General features: G+C 72.4%; 13 protein-coding genes, 1 tRNA gene and 1 riboswitch. Of the genes, 3 read left to right on the top strand and 11 right to left on the bottom strand.

What is annotated here, in order from left to right; all coding sequences use genetic code 11:
• Nucleotides 1–19: 19 nt before the first annotated feature.
• The 4 genes from ACTWPV_RS27380 to aceE all read right to left on the bottom strand — a co-directional run bounded on the left by ACTWPV_RS27380 (nucleotide 20) and on the right by aceE (nucleotide 5,426).
• A complete protein-coding gene (locus ACTWPV_RS27380; protein ID WP_443153983.1) occupies nucleotides 20–868 on the bottom strand; it encodes an AraC family ligand binding domain-containing protein in 849 nt (282 codons plus the stop codon).
• A gap of 167 nt (nucleotides 869–1,035) precedes the next feature.
• Nucleotides 1,036–2,148 (bottom strand): epoxide hydrolase family protein, encoded by a 1,113-nt coding sequence (locus ACTWPV_RS27375; RefSeq protein ID WP_443153982.1) that lies wholly within the window; start codon nucleotides 2,146–2,148, stop codon nucleotides 1,036–1,038.
• A gap of 127 nt (nucleotides 2,149–2,275) precedes the next feature.
• Complete coding sequence (locus ACTWPV_RS27370) at nucleotides 2,276–2,899, bottom strand: bifunctional 4-hydroxy-2-oxoglutarate aldolase/2-dehydro-3-deoxy-phosphogluconate aldolase (protein ID WP_443153981.1); 624 nt, start codon at nucleotides 2,897–2,899, stop codon at nucleotides 2,276–2,278.
• 79 nt (nucleotides 2,900–2,978) lie between these two features.
• Nucleotides 2,979–5,426: a pyruvate dehydrogenase (acetyl-transferring), homodimeric type gene (gene aceE, locus ACTWPV_RS27365; RefSeq protein WP_443153980.1), complete on the bottom strand. Its 2,448-nt coding sequence runs from the start codon at nucleotides 5,424–5,426 to the stop codon at nucleotides 2,979–2,981.
• A 109-nt stretch (nucleotides 5,427–5,535) separates the two neighbouring features.
• On the opposite strand from aceE, the gene ACTWPV_RS27360 reads away from it, so the two are divergent.
• The gene (locus tag ACTWPV_RS27360) at nucleotides 5,536–6,081 is read left to right on the top strand and encodes a GntR family transcriptional regulator (RefSeq protein WP_443154209.1); all 546 of its coding nucleotides are present in this window, start codon (nucleotides 5,536–5,538) and stop codon (nucleotides 6,079–6,081) included.
• An 8-nt stretch (nucleotides 6,082–6,089) separates the two neighbouring features.
• On the opposite strand, the gene ACTWPV_RS27355 is transcribed toward ACTWPV_RS27360, so the two are convergent.
• Both ACTWPV_RS27355 and ACTWPV_RS27350 read right to left on the bottom strand, forming a co-directional pair.
• On the bottom strand, nucleotides 6,090–6,545 hold the full coding sequence (locus ACTWPV_RS27355; protein ID WP_443153979.1) for a MarR family winged helix-turn-helix transcriptional regulator: 456 nt from the start codon (nucleotides 6,543–6,545) through the stop codon (nucleotides 6,090–6,092).
• Nucleotides 6,538–7,800, bottom strand: a complete 1,263-nt coding sequence (locus ACTWPV_RS27350; protein ID WP_443153978.1) for an FAD-dependent oxidoreductase — start codon at nucleotides 7,798–7,800, stop codon at nucleotides 6,538–6,540. The genes ACTWPV_RS27355 and ACTWPV_RS27350 overlap by 8 nt, the downstream gene beginning before the upstream one ends.
• Nucleotides 7,801–8,005: 205 nt before the next feature.
• On the opposite strand from ACTWPV_RS27350, the gene ACTWPV_RS27345 reads away from it, so the two are divergent.
• Both ACTWPV_RS27345 and ACTWPV_RS27340 read left to right on the top strand, forming a co-directional pair.
• The gene (locus ACTWPV_RS27345; RefSeq protein ID WP_443153977.1) at nucleotides 8,006–8,992 is read left to right on the top strand and encodes a hypothetical protein; all 987 of its coding nucleotides are present in this window, start codon (nucleotides 8,006–8,008) and stop codon (nucleotides 8,990–8,992) included.
• Between the two features lie 327 nt (nucleotides 8,993–9,319).
• Nucleotides 9,320–10,126 carry an FUSC family protein gene (locus ACTWPV_RS27340; RefSeq protein WP_443153976.1) on the top strand — a complete coding sequence of 269 codons (807 nt, stop codon included), beginning with the start codon at nucleotides 9,320–9,322 and terminating at the stop codon, nucleotides 10,124–10,126.
• 164 nt (nucleotides 10,127–10,290) lie between these two features.
• Here ACTWPV_RS27340 and ACTWPV_RS27335 read toward each other — a convergent pair.
• The 5 genes from ACTWPV_RS27335 to ACTWPV_RS27315 all read right to left on the bottom strand — a co-directional run bounded on the left by ACTWPV_RS27335 (nucleotide 10,291) and on the right by ACTWPV_RS27315 (nucleotide 16,167).
• Nucleotides 10,291–10,365, bottom strand: a tRNA-Pro gene (locus ACTWPV_RS27335).
• 209 nt (nucleotides 10,366–10,574) lie between these two features.
• Nucleotides 10,575–11,657 (bottom strand): mechanosensitive ion channel family protein, encoded by a 1,083-nt coding sequence (locus tag ACTWPV_RS27330; protein ID WP_443153975.1) that lies wholly within the window; start codon nucleotides 11,655–11,657, stop codon nucleotides 10,575–10,577.
• A gap of 18 nt (nucleotides 11,658–11,675) precedes the next feature.
• Complete coding sequence (locus ACTWPV_RS27325) at nucleotides 11,676–12,671, bottom strand: ribonucleotide-diphosphate reductase subunit beta (protein ID WP_347643997.1); 996 nt, start codon at nucleotides 12,669–12,671, stop codon at nucleotides 11,676–11,678.
• Between the two features lie 10 nt (nucleotides 12,672–12,681).
• Entirely contained in the window at nucleotides 12,682–14,901 is a 2,220-nt protein-coding gene (locus ACTWPV_RS27320; protein ID WP_443153974.1) for a ribonucleoside-diphosphate reductase subunit alpha, read from the bottom strand.
• 119 nt (nucleotides 14,902–15,020) lie between these two features.
• Nucleotides 15,021–15,215: riboswitch (cobalamin riboswitch) on the bottom strand.
• 4 nt (nucleotides 15,216–15,219) lie between these two features.
• The gene (locus ACTWPV_RS27315; RefSeq protein WP_443153973.1) at nucleotides 15,220–16,167 is read right to left on the bottom strand and encodes a tripartite tricarboxylate transporter substrate-binding protein; all 948 of its coding nucleotides are present in this window, start codon (nucleotides 16,165–16,167) and stop codon (nucleotides 15,220–15,222) included.
• Nucleotides 16,168–16,282: the final 115 nt, after the last annotated feature.

Below are 16,282 nucleotides of genomic sequence, written 5' to 3'. Positions count from 1 at the left end.
GCCGGCGCCACGCTCCGCGTCATCCGCGCGTCCCGCCGACCGGCCGGCCCGCCAGCACCCCCCGCTGGTAGGCGCCCGGTGTCACCCCCACCATGCGACGGAAGTGCCGCGACAGGTGCGACTGGTCGCAGAACCCGGCGGCCACCGCCGCCTCCGCCGGAGGCGTCCCCCGCTCCAGCAGCGCGCGGGCGCGCCTGACGCGCAGCTGGACGACGTAGGCGTGCGGCGGCAGCCCGTACGCGCGGCGGAAGGAACGCAGCAGCGCGAACGGCGCCGTGCCCGCGGCCGCGGCCAGCTCCCCCAGGTCGGGCGGGTCGGCCAGAGACGCGTGCAACAGCTCGCGCGCCCTGGCGGCGACGCTCCGGCCGGCCGCCGCGGGCCGGGCCGACCGGCCGGGGCGTGGCCCGCGGGAGCCGTACGCGCCGATCAGCCGCGCCATGACGACGCGCAGCAGCGAGTCGGCGGCCAGCCGCTGTCCCTGCTCGGCCGCGCGGTGCGCGGACAGCAGCAGCGCGGAGGCTCGCTCGTCGGTGGCCGACCAGGTGGAGAACGCCGGAGGCCCGGCGGCGGCGCCCGCCTCGTCTGCGATGGCCGCCAGCTGCTCCGGCCTGGGATACAGGACGCGGTAGGTCCAGCCGTCCGGCGTGCGCGCCCGCCCGGTGTGCACGACGCCCGGGTCGATCATGACGACCTCGCCGGCGCCGGCGCACCGCGGCCCGTCGGGGAAGGCGATCTCCTCCAGGCCCTCCTCGACGACGCCGATCGCGTACGTGTCGTGGCTGTGCCGGGCGAACGGGTCGCCCGTGAAGCGGGCCCGCATCAGGTCCACGCCGCCCCACAGCGGGTCACGCCAGTACCGCACGCTCATGCGCCCACGGTAACCCTCACGCCCGGGAGCGCGCCCCGGCCCGCCTCGAGGGAGAGCCGCACGATCACCACGCGGGCGGCGCGCTGGTCGGGGTGAACGGCTCGGGCAGGACCACGCTGGCCAAGCTCCTGACGGGTCGGCCCTCCGGGCCCGGGCGGGGTCGCCGCTCAGCGCAAGGTCGCGAAGAACGCGCGCACGTCGGCGACGAACGTCTCAGGCTGCTCCAGGGCGGCGAACGTGCCGCCCCGCTCGTGCTCCACCCAGCCGACGATGTTGTTGTCGCGCTCGGCGAAGCGCCGGATGGGCCGCAGGATGTCCTTCGGGAAGACCGAGATCGAGGTGGGCACGGTCGCGGGCTTGAGCTCCCACTCGACGCCGGTGTCCGTCTCGGTGTCGGGCGTCTCGACGAAGGACCGGGCGGCCGAGCCGGCGGTGTTGGTCAGCCAGTAGAGCATGACCGTGGTGAGCAGCCGGTCGGTGTCGATTTCCGTGTCGCTCCACTCGTGGTAGACGCCGGCGAACCAGGCCAGCAGCGCCACCGGCGAGTCGGCCATGCCGTAGGCGAAGGTCTGCGGGCGGGCCGACTGGATGAGCTTGTAGGCGTACTGCTCGGTCAGGTAGCTCTCGCGGAAGGCCAGGCGCTCCTGCTCGACCTGGCTCAGCCCGTCGAGCTCGCCGGGCGCGCCGACGGGGAAGCAGATGATGCCGTTGCCGTGCATCCCGGCGACCCGGTCAGGGGCGAGGACGCCGACCTCGCGCGAGATCCACGTGCCCCAGTCGCCGCCCTGCACGCCGAAGCGCTCGTAGCCGAGCCGGGTCATGAGCTCCAGCCAGGCCCGGGCGATGCGGGTGGAGCCCCATCCGGTCTCGCGGGTGGGCCCCGACAGGCCGTAGCCCGGCAGGGACGGGATGACCAGGTGGAAGTCGCGGCTGAGCGGCTCGATCACGTCGAGGTATTCGACCGGGGAGCTGGGCCAGCCATGGGTGATCAGCAGCGGAAGCGCGCCGGGGTCCGCGGAGCGGACGTGTAGGAAGTGCACGCGCTGCCCGTCGATCTCGGTGACGAACTGGTCATGCCGGTTGAGCTCGGCCCGCGCCGCCTCCCAGTCGTAGCCGGTGCGCCAGTGCTCGACCAGGCGCCTGAGGTGGGCGAGCGGCACGCCGTGGCGCCAGCCGTGGCCGGGCACCTCGTCCGGCCAGCGCACCCGGTCGAGCCGCGCGCCCAGGTCGTCGAGGTCGGCCTGGGCGGTTTCGAGGCGGAAGGGCCGGATGTCGGTCAAGGATTCCTCCAGAGTTGTCGTACAACGTACCGTACGCTATACGGTTCGTCGCGCGCAAGGGATCGAATTCCTTGGAGCGTTCCCAGCAAGAAGGGCACGGGCTTCACGCCCGTGCCCTCGTGCGGACTCAGTGCAGGGGTGGCGTCACGCCCGGGAGGCTCGCGCGCAGCTTGGCCAGCGCCTCGTCATCGTTGAGCGCCGACCCCACGGCCACGGCGCGGCAGCCGGCCGCCAGGAAGCCGGCCGCGTTGCCGGCGTCGATCCCTCCGGTGGCGACGAACCGGACGGAGGGGAACGGCGCCAGCTGCGCGGCGATCCAGCCGGCCCCGAGCTGCTTGGCGGGGAACGCCTTGAGCCAGGTGAAGCCGTGCGCGAGGGCGGCGGCGATCTCCGTGGCGGTGGCCACGCCCGGCAGGTGCGGCAGCCCGAGGCGGCGCGACTCGGCGACGACCTCGGGGTGCAGGCCGGGCGCGACCGTGAACGCCGCCCCCAGGTCGTGCACCGTCAGCAGTTGCGCGGCCGTGGTCACCGTTCCCGCACCGACGCTCTTCCCGCGATCCTTCGCGGCCTCGACGGCCGCCCGGAGTGACGGCAGCGCGCTGGACGTCTGCACGGGCACCTCGATGAGCTCGACCCCGAACTCCCAGGCTCGCTCGCACATCGCCACGGTCGCGTCGGGGTCGAGGTTGCGGAAGATGCCGAGGATCGGGACGCGGTCGAGGTGCCGGTCGAAGAACTGATCGGCGTCCATGGATGTCTCCTCCTCGGCCCTGGTGATCACGGCATTTCGCAATATATCGGACGGCCCGGCCGGACCAGCCGGGCAGCCCCTACTCCTCGACCGCCTTGAGCACCGCGTCCGCGATCGAGCGGGGGTCCACCCCGAAGTGGCGGCGTACGTCCTCACGCGGGCCGGAAAGCCCGAACCCGTCGGTGCCGAGCGACGTCCACGGCCGGTCGATCCAGGGCCGGATCTGGTCGGGCACCGCCCGCATCCAGTCGCTGACCGCGATCACCGGCCCGCTCGTCCCCGCCATGGCCTGGCGCAGGTAGGGCACGCCCGTCGCGGTCATGGCCTCCCTGCGCAGCTCGCTCCACGAGGTCACCGACCACACGTCGACGCCGACGCCGTACTCGTCCTGCAGCAGCCGCTGCGCCTCCAGCGCCCAGTGGATCGCGGTGCCGCTGGCCAGCAGATGGGCGGCGCCGCCTGCGGCGGAGTAGCGGTAGATGCCCTTGACGATGCCCTCCTCGATCCCCTCGGGCATCGCGGGCTGCGGCTTCGGCTCGTTGTAGAGGGTCAGGTAGTAGAACACGTCCTCGGCCGCGGGGCCGTACATGCGTTCGAGCCCGTCCCGCACGATCACTCCCACCTCGTACGCGAAGGCGGGGTCGTAGGCCAGGCACGCGGGGTTGGCCGAGGCGAGCAGCTGCGAGTGCCCGTCGGCGTGCTGCAGCCCCTCCCCCGTCATCGTGGTGCGCCCGGCGGTCGCGCCGATGAGGAATCCGCGGCCGAGCTGGTCGGCCAGGGCCCACATCTGGTCGCCGGTCCGCTGCCAGCCGAACATCGAGTAGAAGATGTAGAAGGGGATCATCGGCTCGCCGTGCGTGGCGTAGCTGGAGGCGGCGGCGGTGAACGACGCCATCGACCCCGCCTCGGTGATGCCCTCGATGAGGATCTGCCCGTCGACCGCCTCCTTGTACGACAGCAGCAGCTCCCTGTCGACGGCGTCGTAACGCTGGCCGTGGGGCGAGTAGATCTTCGCGGTGGGGAAGAGCGACTCCATGCCGAACGTCCTGGCCTCGTCGGGCACGATCGGCACCCAGCGCTGCCCGGTCTCCGGCTCCTTCATCAGGTCCTTGACCAGCCGGACGAACGCCATCGTGGTGGCCACCGGCTGCGCCGAGCCCTTGGCCAGGGCGCGGAAGGGCCGCTCGCCGGGCTGCGGCAGGAGGTGATGGGAGACCGTGCGCCGGGGTATCGGCCCGCCCAGGGCGGATCGCCGCTCGGCGATGTAGCGCGCCTCGGGCGAATCGGGGCCGGGGTGCAGGTAGGGAGGCAGCTCGCCGTCGAGCGCCCCGGCGGGAACGGGCAGGCCGAGCCGCTCGCCCATGACGCGGAACTCGTCCTGCGTGAGCTTCTTCATCTGGTGGTTGGCGTTGCGCGCCTCGACCCCGGCGCCGAGCGTCCAGCCCTTGACCGTCTGGACGAGGACGACGGTGGGCGCGTCGGTGCGCTCCAGCGCCCTGCGGTAGGCGGCGTACACCTTGCGCGGCTCGTGGCCGGCCCGCGACCCGCCGACGACGCGCCGCAGGTCCTCGTCGGAGTGGGGCACGTCCAAGCCGTGGAACAGGTGCTCCCTGATGTAGGCGCCGGACGAGGCGGCGTACGTCTGGAACTGGCCGTCGGGCACCTCACCGAGCCTGGCCACCAGCTCGTCGGAGCCGAGCAGGTCGTCCCACTCCCGGCCCCACAGCGCCTTGACGACGTGCCAGCCTGCGCCTCTGAAGACGCTCTCCAGCTCCTGCACGACACGGGTGTTGCCGCGGACGGGGCCGTCGAGCCGCTGGAGGTTACAGTTGATCACGAAGGTGAGGTTGCCGAGGCCCTCGCGTGCCGCCAGCGTGAGGGCGGCGGTTGCCTCGGGCTCGTCCATCTCCCCGTCGCCCAGGAAGGCCCAGACATGGCTGCGCGAGGTGTCCTTGATGCCGCGGTTGTGCAGATAGCGGTTGAACCTGGCCTGGTAGATCGCGTTGAGCGGGCCGAGCCCCATCGACACGGTGGGAAACTGCCAGAAGCCGGGCATGGCCCTCGGGTGTGGGTAGGACGGCAGGCCGCCCTCGGGCTCGCGGCGGAACAGGTCGAGCTGCTCCTCGCTCAGCCGTCCTTCCAGGAAAGCGCGGGCGTAGACGCCAGGAGAGGCGTGCCCCTGGAAATAGACCTGGTCGTGGCCGGCGTGGAAGAAGTGGTTGAACCCCACCTCGTAGAGCCAGGCGGCCGAGGCGTAGGTGGCCAGGTGGCCGCCGAGCCCCAGCTTGGCGCCCCGGCTGACCATGGCCGCGGCGTTCCACCTGTCGTAGGCCGCGACGCGTTCCTCCAGCGCGAGGTCGCCCGGGTAGGCGGGTTCCTCCGCCGTGGGCACCGTGTTGAGATAGCGCGTGCTCGTGGCCAGCCTGCGCAGCAGGTAGTCGGCCCGATCGGGACCGGCCTCCCGCCGGACCGCCTCGAGCGACTCGAGCCATTCGGCGGTCTCCTGAGGATCCACATCTCTCTGCATGCTTCCATTAAACACCCTATGATCGATCATATGATGAAAGGACTTCTCCGTGGAGCCTGTGGCGCGGCCGCCACTGCGTGACGAGATCCGCGACGTGCTGGTCGAGGGCATGATCAGCGGTCGCTGGGGGCCCGGGGACCGCATCGTGGAGCGCCGCCTGGCCGCCGAGCTCCAGGTCAGCCAGGCGCCCGTACGCGAGGCGCTGCGCGAGCTCGAAGCCCTCAGGCTGATCGAGTCCTCCCCCAACAAGGGCGCCCGGGTCCGCGGCTTCACCCCGGCCGACCTGCGCGAGGTCTACCAGGTGCGGGCGGGCCTCGAGGAGACCGCCACCCGCCTGGGCACCCCCTCCGTCCCCGCGCTGCGGGCGCACGTGGCCCGCATGCACGAGGCGGCCGCCGCCGGCTCGCTCGACGGCCAGGTGCGCCACCTCGTCGGCTTCCACCGCGAGATCGTGGCCGCGTCCGGCAACGCGGTGCTGGTCTCGGTGTGGGAGTCGCTGGGCATCGAGGTGTGGACGCACGTGTCGATCCGGCTGTTCAGGATGCGGCCGCACGAGAACGCCGCCGACCACGAGCCCCTCGTCGAGGCCATCGAACGCGGCGACCCGGACATCGGCCGCCTGCTGCGTGACCACGTGCTCGGCTACGCCCCCTGAGCGGACGGTCAGGCGAGGGCCTCGCGGACGGCGCGCAACATCCGGGACAACTCCCCGGCCTCGGCGGCGGACAGCCCGATGGCCTCCGGCGCGTTGAACTTCTCGACCTCGGGCTGCGCCCTGGCCAGAAGTTCGCGGCCCGCCTCGGTGATCCGCAACCCCGCCCGGCGCCCGCGGCCCCCTGGCCCGTCGCGCTCGACCAGGCCGCGCTTGAGCAGCGACACGAACAGCTCGTTCATGCTCTGCGGACGCACCATGACCGCGCGGGCGAGCTCGGCCTGGCTGAGGTCCTCGCCGGCGGCGAGCGTGGCCAGCACGCCGAACTGCGTCGGAGTGAGCCCGACCGAGGCGAAGAGCGCGGTGAAACCCCTGGCGACCACATGCGAGGTCTGGATCAGCTCCCACAGCGGCAGATCAGGCTCCCCGTCGGGCCAGGCCCCGTAGCCGGGCCGCCGCTCAGGCAACGCGGGCTCCCGTCACGCGGCGGCCGAGCCGGGCGGCTGTGGCCAGGGCGGGCAGGCTCAGCCGCGCCAGCCCTGCCCCGACCGGGCCGGCGAGCCGGTGCACCCAGCCAAGCGGCTGCATCGACGTGCGGATCGCGTCGCCCGCGTAGGCGGCCATCCCGCTCTGGTAGCGGTGCACGGCCATCGGGATGGTGGACTCCCCCGCGTGCGCGCGGGCCAGCTCGCCGGCCAGGAGGTCGGCGTCGCGGATCGCGGTGGCCGCGGCCCGCCCGCCGGTGGGCGGCATGGCGTGGACGGCGTCGCCCAGCGCGGTGACGGCGCCGGCCGGCCAGGGCGTCAGGTCGGCGCCGGGGTCGGCGGCGTGGAAGCGGAAGAACGCCACGGTGGCCGGGTCGCCGGCGCGGACGAGGGCGCGCAACCGCCCGTCCCAGCCGTCGAGCAGCGCGCCGGTGACCCGCATCAGGCCCGCGCCGTCGAGCTCGCGCGGCCTGCCGGGGAAGCGGCCGTCGGGCGCGAGGAGCCCCCAGATGAGCGCGGGATCCTCCAGCATGGCGGGCACGCCGGTGCACGAGGAGGGATCGACCACGGCGCCTCCGGCCGGGTCGTGGACGGTGACGAACATCCCGATGCCGCCCGGCCCGAAGGCCAGCGCCGGGCCCTCGGCCAGCAGTCCGGGGACGAGCGGGCGGGTCCGGCCGTCCAGCGGGGTGCGGCCGGCGATGCCGCTCACCCCGGCGGGGGCCGAGGTCGGGCGGCCGGCCAGCGCCGTGGCGACCCGCGAACCCACGCCGTCCGCCCCGACGAGGAGATCGCCCCGGTCGGCGCTCCCGTCGGCGAAGTGCGCCGTGACCGTGCCGTCGGGATGTGCCCGGTGGCCGGTGAACTCGGCGCCGAACCTCAGCGCACCGTCCAGCCCGTGAGCCAGGAGCCGGCGCAGCGGGATGCGGCCGATCATGAGTGTCTCTTGCGCGCGCTCGCGCGGCTCGGCGAACAGCAGCCGCATCCGGTGGTCGGCGACGGCGAAGCGGCGGAACGCCTGCCACCCCGCCGAACTGCCCAGGAGCGCCTGGTAGTGGTCGGGCGCGAGGTGGCGGCGCAGCGCCGCGCAGGCCCGGTCGTCGAGGTGGAGCCGGTAGCCGCCGGTCGCCTCCACGGCCGGATCGCGCTCGTGGACCGCGACCTCGATCCCGGCACGCCGCAGCGCCTGGGCGAGGGTCAGGCCGCCCATGCCGGCTCCGATGATCAACACCTTCATGGCCGCTCCTTCCTATCAGGCACCTGATTAAACAATCAGGTACCTGATACTTGAGTACCATGTCAAGCGGCCCCGGCGCCCGGCCACCCCGTTCCCCGATCCCCGTGTCTCGCCCGGGGCGGCTCTCGTACGATGGCCGCGTTCGTCGCAAACAGGTCCTGAAGGAGGACGCGAGCGAGGCGAGCTCCGTGAGATGATCAAGATCATGACTGATCTGCCTGGCTCAGGGACCGCCGGCCGAGCACAGAGCACCCCACCGGCGGGCAGGGCCTTAGGTTCCGGCGACGGAGGCCCCGGCCCGGGCGCGAGCACGGCCGCGCCCAGCATCGGGCAGATCGCCGGGCTGCGCCCGCGCCGCGGCCCCCAAGACGCGGGCGAGGTGCCCGGCGACGACGTCGACCTGCTCGACTCCCTCGACCCGCTGACCTGGCGCACGGCGGCGGCCTGGCTACGGGAGCGGCCGTCCGCGGCCACCAGGCAGGTCCGCCTGCGGGTCCTGGCCGCGTTCCTGCGCTGGCTGCGCGAGGCCGAGCCGTCCGTCGAGCCGCTCGCGGTCACCGGAGCCCACCTCGACACCTACTGTGACGCGGCGCGCGCCGGCGCCCTCACCATCGGCGTGCGCGTGCCGGGCAAGCCCCTGGCCAGCGCGACGGTGAACAGGAGGCGGGGCGTGCTGTCCTCCTTCTACGCCTTCGCCTGGCGTTCCGGCGCGGTACGCCACGACCGCGTCGCCGGCTCCGGCACCGGTGTGCTGACCCGGGAGGACCGTCGGCTGCTGCGCCGGGGCGTCGGCCGGCTGGCCGCCGGCGGCCGGCAGGCCGAGGCCGCGGCCGTCGCGCTGCTGGACGCCACCGGCGCCGCCGCCGGCGCCCTCGCCGAGCTGACCCTCCAGGACCTGCACCCGGTGGCCGACGGCGAGTGCGCCATCGTCACCGTGCACGACAGCCGCGGCGACATCGTGGCCTTCCCGGTGCCGCCTCCGGCCCGGCCGCTGCTGGAGGCGCTCTCGTCGGGCCGGGCCGCGGGGGAGCCGCTGCTCCGGCGGGAGGACGGGCGGCCGGTGGACGTGGAGTGGCTGAGGGACGCGCTGGCCGAGGCGGCCATCGCCGGCGGCATCCCGCGGCAGCGGGCGAAGCTGCTGCACCCGTACATGTTGCGGGCCATCACGGCGGCCGACCGCGCGCCCCGATGACCGGACTCCACTCTGGTGAAAAGGCGATTGTCGACGGTGAAAGGGCGCAAATGACTGCGGAGCGGGTGCAAGCCAGGGTGTTCGGAGAAGTGGCCGAGGCATACGACAGGGTCCGCCCCGCCTACCCGGACGCTCTGGTGGACGACGTCCTGGCCTACGCCGGGCTCGGCGGCGCGCCGGCCGTCGAAGTGGGCGCAGGCACGGGCAAGGCCACGGCGATGTTCGCGGCGCGCGGCACCGACCTCACCGCCGTCGAGCCGGACTCCGCGATGGCCGCCGTGCTGACCCGGCGGCTGGGCGCTGGGCGAGACCGGGTTCGGCGCGACGATGACGCTGGCCACCACGCTGACGCTGTTCCCCGCTCCCTTCCGCCTGGCCCCGCTCATGCTCGTACGAACCGTCGCGATCACCGCGGGGGGCGTGTACGCCTGGCTCGTCGGCGGCGACCTGTGGCTGCTGGCGGCGGGCGTGACGGCGGCGGCCGTCGCCGGCGGGATCTGGCCGGTCCTCGGGGTCATGGGTGCGATGGCGGCCCTGTTCGGGGCGCTCATGGGCGGCGACGAGGTGGCCGTGCCCGGACTGGCCCAGTTCGCCGGGGCGGTGTGGGGCGCGCTCGTCGCCCTGGTCCTGGGCCGCCTGTCGGCCACGATCCCGCCGTCCGAAACCGGCCGCGCCGTCCGGTTGCGGCACGCCGCACGCCTGGGCCTGCTGACCGGCGCCTCCATGGTGCTCATGGCCGTGCTCGGGCTTCGCGTCGCGGCGACCCACTGGCTGGTCACGGCGATCCTCACCACGCTGCGGCCCACCCCTGAGGCCACCGGCCTCCGCTACGCGAAGCGCATGCTGGGCACCGTGCTGGGCAGCGCGCTGACGGCGCTCATCCTGGCCGCCCACCCGTCAACACCGGTGATCGCCCTGTGCGTCGGGGCGGCCGGCGTGCTGGCCCACACCTACCGTGCGGCGAACTACACCTACTGGGCGATCTGGATGCCGATGATGCTCCTGCTGCTCAGCGACTTCAGCCACCCGGAGCGCTGGGATGCCGCTCTCGTCAGGATGGCCATGAACATCGCCGGAGGCCTTGCCGCGGTGCTGGCCACGCGCTATCTGTGGCCGGCGCCGCGGCCCCGGTAGGCAGGCACGGTGAGCAGGCACGCCGCCGCGCCGGCGGGCCGGTCGGACTGGACCCCGGGCCCGGCTGGCGTGGGCCGGCCCGGGGTGAGGGCGTGGTCCGGCCGGGGGTCGCCAATCCCCTCGGTCAGGCCGTGGCCCGCGGCCCTGTTCTTTCAGGACCGCCGTCCGAGTGGCAGGATTCGAACCTGCGTCACTCCTGCTCCCAAAGCAGGCGGGCGGCCAAACTGCCCCACACTCGGTCGCGCAGGAAAAGCCGCCTCGATATCCTCGAGACGGCTTTCTGGAAATTCCGGGAAAGAATTATCCGGAAAGCCTCCGCGGCAGCTCAGGAAGGACCGCCGGCGGTCGGATGGTGCCCAGCTCGCGCATTCGCCGCCCTTTCTGCCGGTCGTCATCCCGTCGTTGACATGCTTAAGGTAAACCCGCGATCGGCGCGAATGCCACCTATTTATCCCCGGTCGCGGTCGTCGGTCCAGCTCATGCCGGCGCGCGTCTCCGGCGTGTCGACGCGGAAGCGGGGCAGCGCGTCCGGGTAGTTCTCGCGTACGTACTCGACGAGGTATTCGCGCACGTCGCACTTGAGGTCCCAGGACGACGGCGAGTCGGCGGCGCTCATCAGGGCGCGCAGCTCGACCAGCCCGTTCGGCAGGACGTCGGTGACCTGGAGGGTCCAGTCCTTCTGGTCCCACAGCGGATTGTCCTGCAGGAACGCGTACAGCGCCTCCCGCAGTTTGGGCACCGGCACCGACCAGTCCACCCGCAGGTAGACCACGGCGAGCACCCGGCTGCCGTGCCTGGTCCAGTTCTCGAACGGGTTCTGGGTGAAGTACGAGACCGGCAGGACCAGCCGCCGCTCGTCCCACAGCCGCAGCACGACGTAGGTGAGCGTGAGCTCCTCGATCCTGCCCCACTCCTTCTCGACCACGACCACGTCCTCGAGGCGGAGCGCGTCGCTGAAGGCGAGCTGGAGCCCGGCCAGCGCGTTGCCGATGGTCGGCTGGGCGGCGATGCCGACGATGGCGCCGGCGATGCCCGCCGAGGCGAGCAGGCCCGCGCCGAGCGCCCGCATCTGGGGGAAGGAGAAGAGCATGGCGCCGAGCGCGATCACGATGAAGGCGGCGGAGGCGATGCGGCGGACCAGCGCGATCTGCGTCATGATCCGCCGCGCCCGGCGGTTGCGCTCCCCTTCGACCTGGACCAGCCGGTCGAGCGCGACGTCCGTCAGCGCGTACGTCGCCTGCACGATCAGCCAGGTGACCGCGGCGATCGTGACCAGGCCGAGCGCGTGCTCGACCGATGCGGCCAGGCTGCGATCGGCGGGCGCCGGGCCGAACATGCCCGGCCCGAACACCAGGTTGCACGCCACCACGACGGCCACCGCGAACGCGGCCCAGGTGCAGTGCTCCACGAGGTGCCGGGCGAGCGCCCACTTGCGCCCCATCCGGTTCAGCACCCGCCTGACCACTTCCACCAAGAGGACCGAGCCGATCACCGCGATGGCGAGAATGGGCCAGCCCGCCGGAGACTGCACTCGATAACCCCCTAGGTCCTAGAAAGACTCGTCAAAACTCACATTTCCCTCGACCGCCACCTGGTAAGCCGAGACCCGCCGCTCGAAGAAGTTGGCCAGCTCCTGCACGTCCTGCAGCTCCATGAACCCGAACGGGTTAGCCGAACCGTACCTTCTCGGCAGCCCCAGACGGACCAGCCGCTGGTCGGCGACATATTCCAGGTAGTGGCGCATCTGCGTCACCCCCATACCCATCATGCCGTCCCCGCACAGATCCTCCGCGAAGGCCAGCTCGGCGGCCACCGCCTCCTCCAGCATGGCGGTGACCTGCTCGCCCAGCTCGTCGTCGAACAGCGAGGGCTCCTCGGCCCTGACCGTGTCGACCACGCTGAACGCGAACTCCATGTGCATGGACTCATCCCTGAACACCCAGTTCGTCCCGGTGGCCAGGCCGTTGAGCAGGCCGCGGGAGCGGAACCAGTACACGTACGCGAAGGCTCCGTAGAAGAACAGGCCCTCGATGCAGGCGGCGAAGCAGATGAGGTTGAGCAGGAACTGGCGGCGCTCGGCCGCCGTCTCCAGCCGCTGCAGGCCGTTGATCGAGTCGATCCACTTGAAGCAGAACTCCGCCTTGTCCCGGATCGACGGGATGTGCTCGATCGCGGCGAAGGCCTTCACCCGCTCGTCGGGGTCGGGCAGGTAGGTGTCCAGCAGGGTCAGGTAGAACTGCACGTGCACGGCCTCCTCGAACAGCTGCCTGCTGAGATACAGGCGCGCCTCGGGGGCGTTGACGTGCTGGTAGAGGTTGAGCACGAGATTGTTGGCCACGATGGAGTCGCCGGTCGCGAAGAAGGCGACCAGGCGGTTGATCAGGTGCCGTTCCTGCGGCGTCATCCTGGCCAGGTCGGCCAGGTCGGTGTGCAGGTCCACCTCCTCGACCGTCCACGTGTTGCGGATGGCCGCGCGGTAACGCTCGTAGAAGTCGGGGTAGCGCATCGGGCGCAGGGTGAGGTCCATTCCGGGGTCGAGCAGCACGACGGGCTCCTTACTGGCAGGCTTCGCAGGTTTCCGGGTTCTCGAGCGAGCACGCGACGGCGTCAGCCGTCGCGGAGGCGGACAGCGCGGCGAAGCCGCTCCGCGGTTCCGGGGGGTTCGCGGAGGGCTCGGCCCCCGCGGGGACCGTCGTCTGGGCGATGCGGGTCGCGGGGCGCGAGCGCAGGTAGTACGTCGTCTTCAGGCCCTGTTTCCAGGCGTAGGCGTACATCGAGGAGAGCTTGCCGATCGTGGGGCCGGCCATGAAGAGGTTGAGCGACTGCGACTGGTCGATGTACGGCTGGCGCGCGGCGGCCAGGTCGATCAGCGCCTTCTGCGGCAGCTCCCAGGCCGTGCGGTAGAGGGCCTTCAGATCGTCGGGGATGCCGGGGATCGACTGGATCGAGCCGTCGGCCCGCTTGATGTCGTCGCGCATCCGCTGCGTCCACAGCCCGCGCGCCTGCAGGTCGGCCACCAGATAGCGGTTGACCTGCAGGAACTCGCCCGACAGCGTCTCGCGCTTGAACACGTTGGACACCTGCGGCTCGATGCACTCGTAGCAGCCGGCGATGGAGGCGATCGTGGCCGTCGGCGCGATGGCGATCATGAGGGAGTTGCGCAGGCCGGTCGTCGCGATCTTGTCGCGCAGGGCGTCCCAGCGCGGCGTGCTCGCTCCGTAGTGATCGGGGTGCAGCACTCCCCCGGCGGCCCGGGTGTCGGCGAACGACGGGTGCCTTCCGCGCTCGGCGGCCAGGTCGGCCGAGGTGTCGTAGGCGGCCAGCGCGATCTCCTCGGCGATCCGCGTGGACAGCTCCAGCGCGGCCGGCGAATCGAACGGCAGCCGCAGCGCGAAGAACACGTCGGCCAGGCCCATGACACCGAGCCCGATCGGCCGCCACCGCCTGTTGGCCGCCTCGGCCTCGGGCGTCGGGTAGAAGCCGAGGTCGATGGTGCGGTCGAGGAAGCGCACGGCCGTGCGTACGGTCCGGCGCAGCCGCTCCCAGTCGACACCGCCGTCCGCGAGGCAGGCGGCCAGGTTGACGGAGCCGAGGTTGCACACGGCCGTCTCCGCGTCGCTCGTGACCTCGAGGATCTCGGTGCACAGGTTGGACAGGTGGATGACGTTGCCGGGGCGGCCGGTCTGGTTGGAGGTGCGGTTGGCGGCGTCCTTGAAGGTCATCCAGCCGTTGCCGGTCTGGGCGAGGGTGCGCATCATCCGGCCGTACAGGATCCTGGCGGGGACCTGCCGGACGTGGCGCCCGGCCGCCTCGTACGCGCGGTAGGCGGCGGTGAACTCCTCCCCGTACAGGTCCGTGAGGTCGGGCGTGTCCTTGGGATCGAACAACGACCAGGGCTCGTCGGCCTCCACGCGGCGCATGAACTCGTCGGGCACCCAGTTGGCCAGGTTGAGGTTGTGGGTGCGGCGGGCGTCCTCACCGGTGTTGTCGCGCAGTTCCAGGAACTCCTCGATGTCGGCATGCCAGGTCTCCAGGTAGACGCAGGCCGCGCCCTTGCGCCGGCCGCCCTGGTTGACCGCCGCCACCGACGCGTCGAGCGTGCGCAGCCAGGGCACGATGCCGTTGGAGTGGCCGTTCGTGCCCCTGATGAGGGAGCCGCGCGAGCGTACGCGGGTCCACGAGATGCCGATGCCGCCGGCGTACTTGGAGAGCCGGGCGACCTGCCCGTAGCGGTCGTAGATGCCCTCCAGCTCGTCGCGCGGCGAGTCGAGCAGGAAGCACGACGACAGCTGCGGCCGGCGCGCGCCCGCGTTGAACAGGGTGGGCGAGCTCGGCAGGTAGGACAGGCTGGACATGAGCGCGTAGAGCTCGGCCGCCTCGGCGACCGACTCCGCCAGCCCGCAGGCCACGCGGAGGAAGAAGTGTTGCGGCCGCTCCAGCACCTTACGGGTCTCGGGATGGCGCAGCAGGTAGCGGTCATAGACCGTGCGCAACCCGAAATACTCGAACCGGCCGTCCGCCTCCGCGCAGATCAGCGCGTCCAGCTCGGCGGCGTGCGCGGCGACGAACTCCGCCAGCCCGTCCTGGATCAGCCCCGCCGCGTGGGTGGCCGCGACCGACTCGGAGAACGAGCGCACCCCGTGCCCGGCCGCCTCGTCGGCGATCTCCTCGGCCAGCAGGCCGGCGGCGATCCGGGAGCTGGCCGGATCGGTGATCACCCGGGCGGCGGCCTCCTCGATGGCCAGGCGGCGGTCAACATCGACGATCTGCGTCACGTGCTCTCTCCTCGCGAGCTCATCCCCGTGAGGGCACGCGAGAGCACGGCGGCATGGACCCACGGCCGCACCAGCCCCCGGCCCTCCCTCGAGGCCATGGACACTGCTCGCCGGGCGCATGACCCGGCACGTCGCGGGCAGGTCTTCGGGCTCGCGGGCGTGCTCATGGCGCCTACTGGCCGTCGCTTCCCGGATCGCTCCAGTGCATGTGACGGCGGTCGTTCCCGCTCACCGCTGCGGGGCAGCCCCGGAATCGCACCGGGTTCCCTTTCACTCCGCCTCCTGGGAGGCGAACCAGCGACGAGCAGGATCCTACATCTAGTGGCGGATCCCGCAACCACCCCTGCATATTGTGGATTTGGTCGTGTCGACCAGCCCGAGGTCCCGCAGCACCTCGCGCGTGCGCCGGACCTCGGAGGCGAGCCACAACTCGAAGTCGTCGCCGGTGAGCGGGATCGAGACCCATCCGGCGGCCCGGCAGGCCGCCTCCCAGCCGGCCGAGCGGGTCACCTCGTCGCACATGCCGACGGCCGACTCGCGGCTCTCTTCCGGCATGTCGTGAGCGCCGAAGGCCGCGATCCAGTCCACGAAATCCACCCGTACGCCGGATTCCAGCAGGGTCGGAACGTCAAGCTCCGGCACCCGCTCGGCCGAGGACACCGCGAGCGCCCTGACCCGGCCGCGCCCGATGATCGTGCGCCACTCCGCGACCCGGCCGGCGGCGGCGACCGCCTTGCCGGACGACAGCGCGGCGACGACCTCGTGGCGGCTGGGGTAGCCGGTGTAGTCGACCTGCCGGGTGTCGGCGCCGAGCCCTTTGGCGATGAGGCCGAACAGCAGGTGGTCGGGATTTCCCTGCGGACCGCCGGCCAGCATCGTCTGCCCGGGCCTGGTGCGCAGGGCGGCGCCGAAGTCGCCGAAGTCCTTGAAGCGGGAGCTCTCGGGCACGACCACGACCTCGACCTCGCCGGCCAGCCTGGCCAGCGGGGTGGCGGCGTCGAGCAGGCTCTGTCCCTGGTTGAGCTCGGCGGCGGCCAGCGCCGGCAGGCCGGTCACCGTGACCTGCGGGCCCTCGCCCGTCTCGTAACCGGCGGCGCGGGCCACGCCGGCGAACACGTGCCCCGCGCGACCCCACCGGCGCCCGCCCGGATTGATCGAGAATCGGGTGCGCAGCACGGACGCGCCTTCGGTGAACCGCTGCGCGCCGCAGCCGGCCGCGCACGCGGCCAAGCCCAGCCCCAAGGCCAAGAACCGCCGTCGCCGCATGCGCCCCTCCCCGAGCTCACCCGCCACTCCAGGTTATTGACCTGTGGCGGAGCGTCACGCACCGGGGCCCCATCGGCGTGCTGCGCTCTCGTACGAGGGACGGCCTGTGCGGCCG

Origin of the sequence: Nonomuraea sp. KM88 (assembly GCF_052245635.1) — a bacterium.
Taxonomy (GTDB): Bacteria; Actinomycetota; Actinomycetes; order Streptosporangiales; family Streptosporangiaceae; genus Nonomuraea.
This window is presented reverse-complemented; position numbering and strand designations above follow the sequence as displayed.

Excerpts from the sequence above, each read along its gene's own strand:
- ACTWPV_RS27345 (WP_443153977.1), top strand. The coding sequence starts at position 8,006 with ATGACTGATCTGCCTGGCTCAGGGACCGCCGGCCGAGCACAGAGCACC.
- ACTWPV_RS27360 (WP_443154209.1), top strand. The coding sequence starts at position 5,536 with ATGATCAGCGGTCGCTGGGGGCCCGGGGACCGCATCGTGGAGCGCCGC.
- ACTWPV_RS27350 (WP_443153978.1), bottom strand. The coding sequence starts at position 7,800 with ATGAAGGTGTTGATCATCGGAGCCGGCATGGGCGGCCTGACCCTCGCC.
- ACTWPV_RS27315 (WP_443153973.1), bottom strand. The coding sequence starts at position 16,167 with ATGCGGCGACGGCGGTTCTTGGCCTTGGGGCTGGGCTTGGCCGCGTGC.
- ACTWPV_RS27380 (WP_443153983.1), bottom strand. The coding sequence starts at position 868 with ATGAGCGTGCGGTACTGGCGTGACCCGCTGTGGGGCGGCGTGGACCTG.
- aceE (WP_443153980.1), bottom strand. The coding sequence starts at position 5,426 with ATGCAGAGAGATGTGGATCCTCAGGAGACCGCCGAATGGCTCGAGTCG.
- ACTWPV_RS27370 (WP_443153981.1), bottom strand. The coding sequence starts at position 2,899 with ATGGACGCCGATCAGTTCTTCGACCGGCACCTCGACCGCGTCCCGATC.
- ACTWPV_RS27340 (WP_443153976.1), top strand. The coding sequence starts at position 9,320 with ATGACGCTGGCCACCACGCTGACGCTGTTCCCCGCTCCCTTCCGCCTG.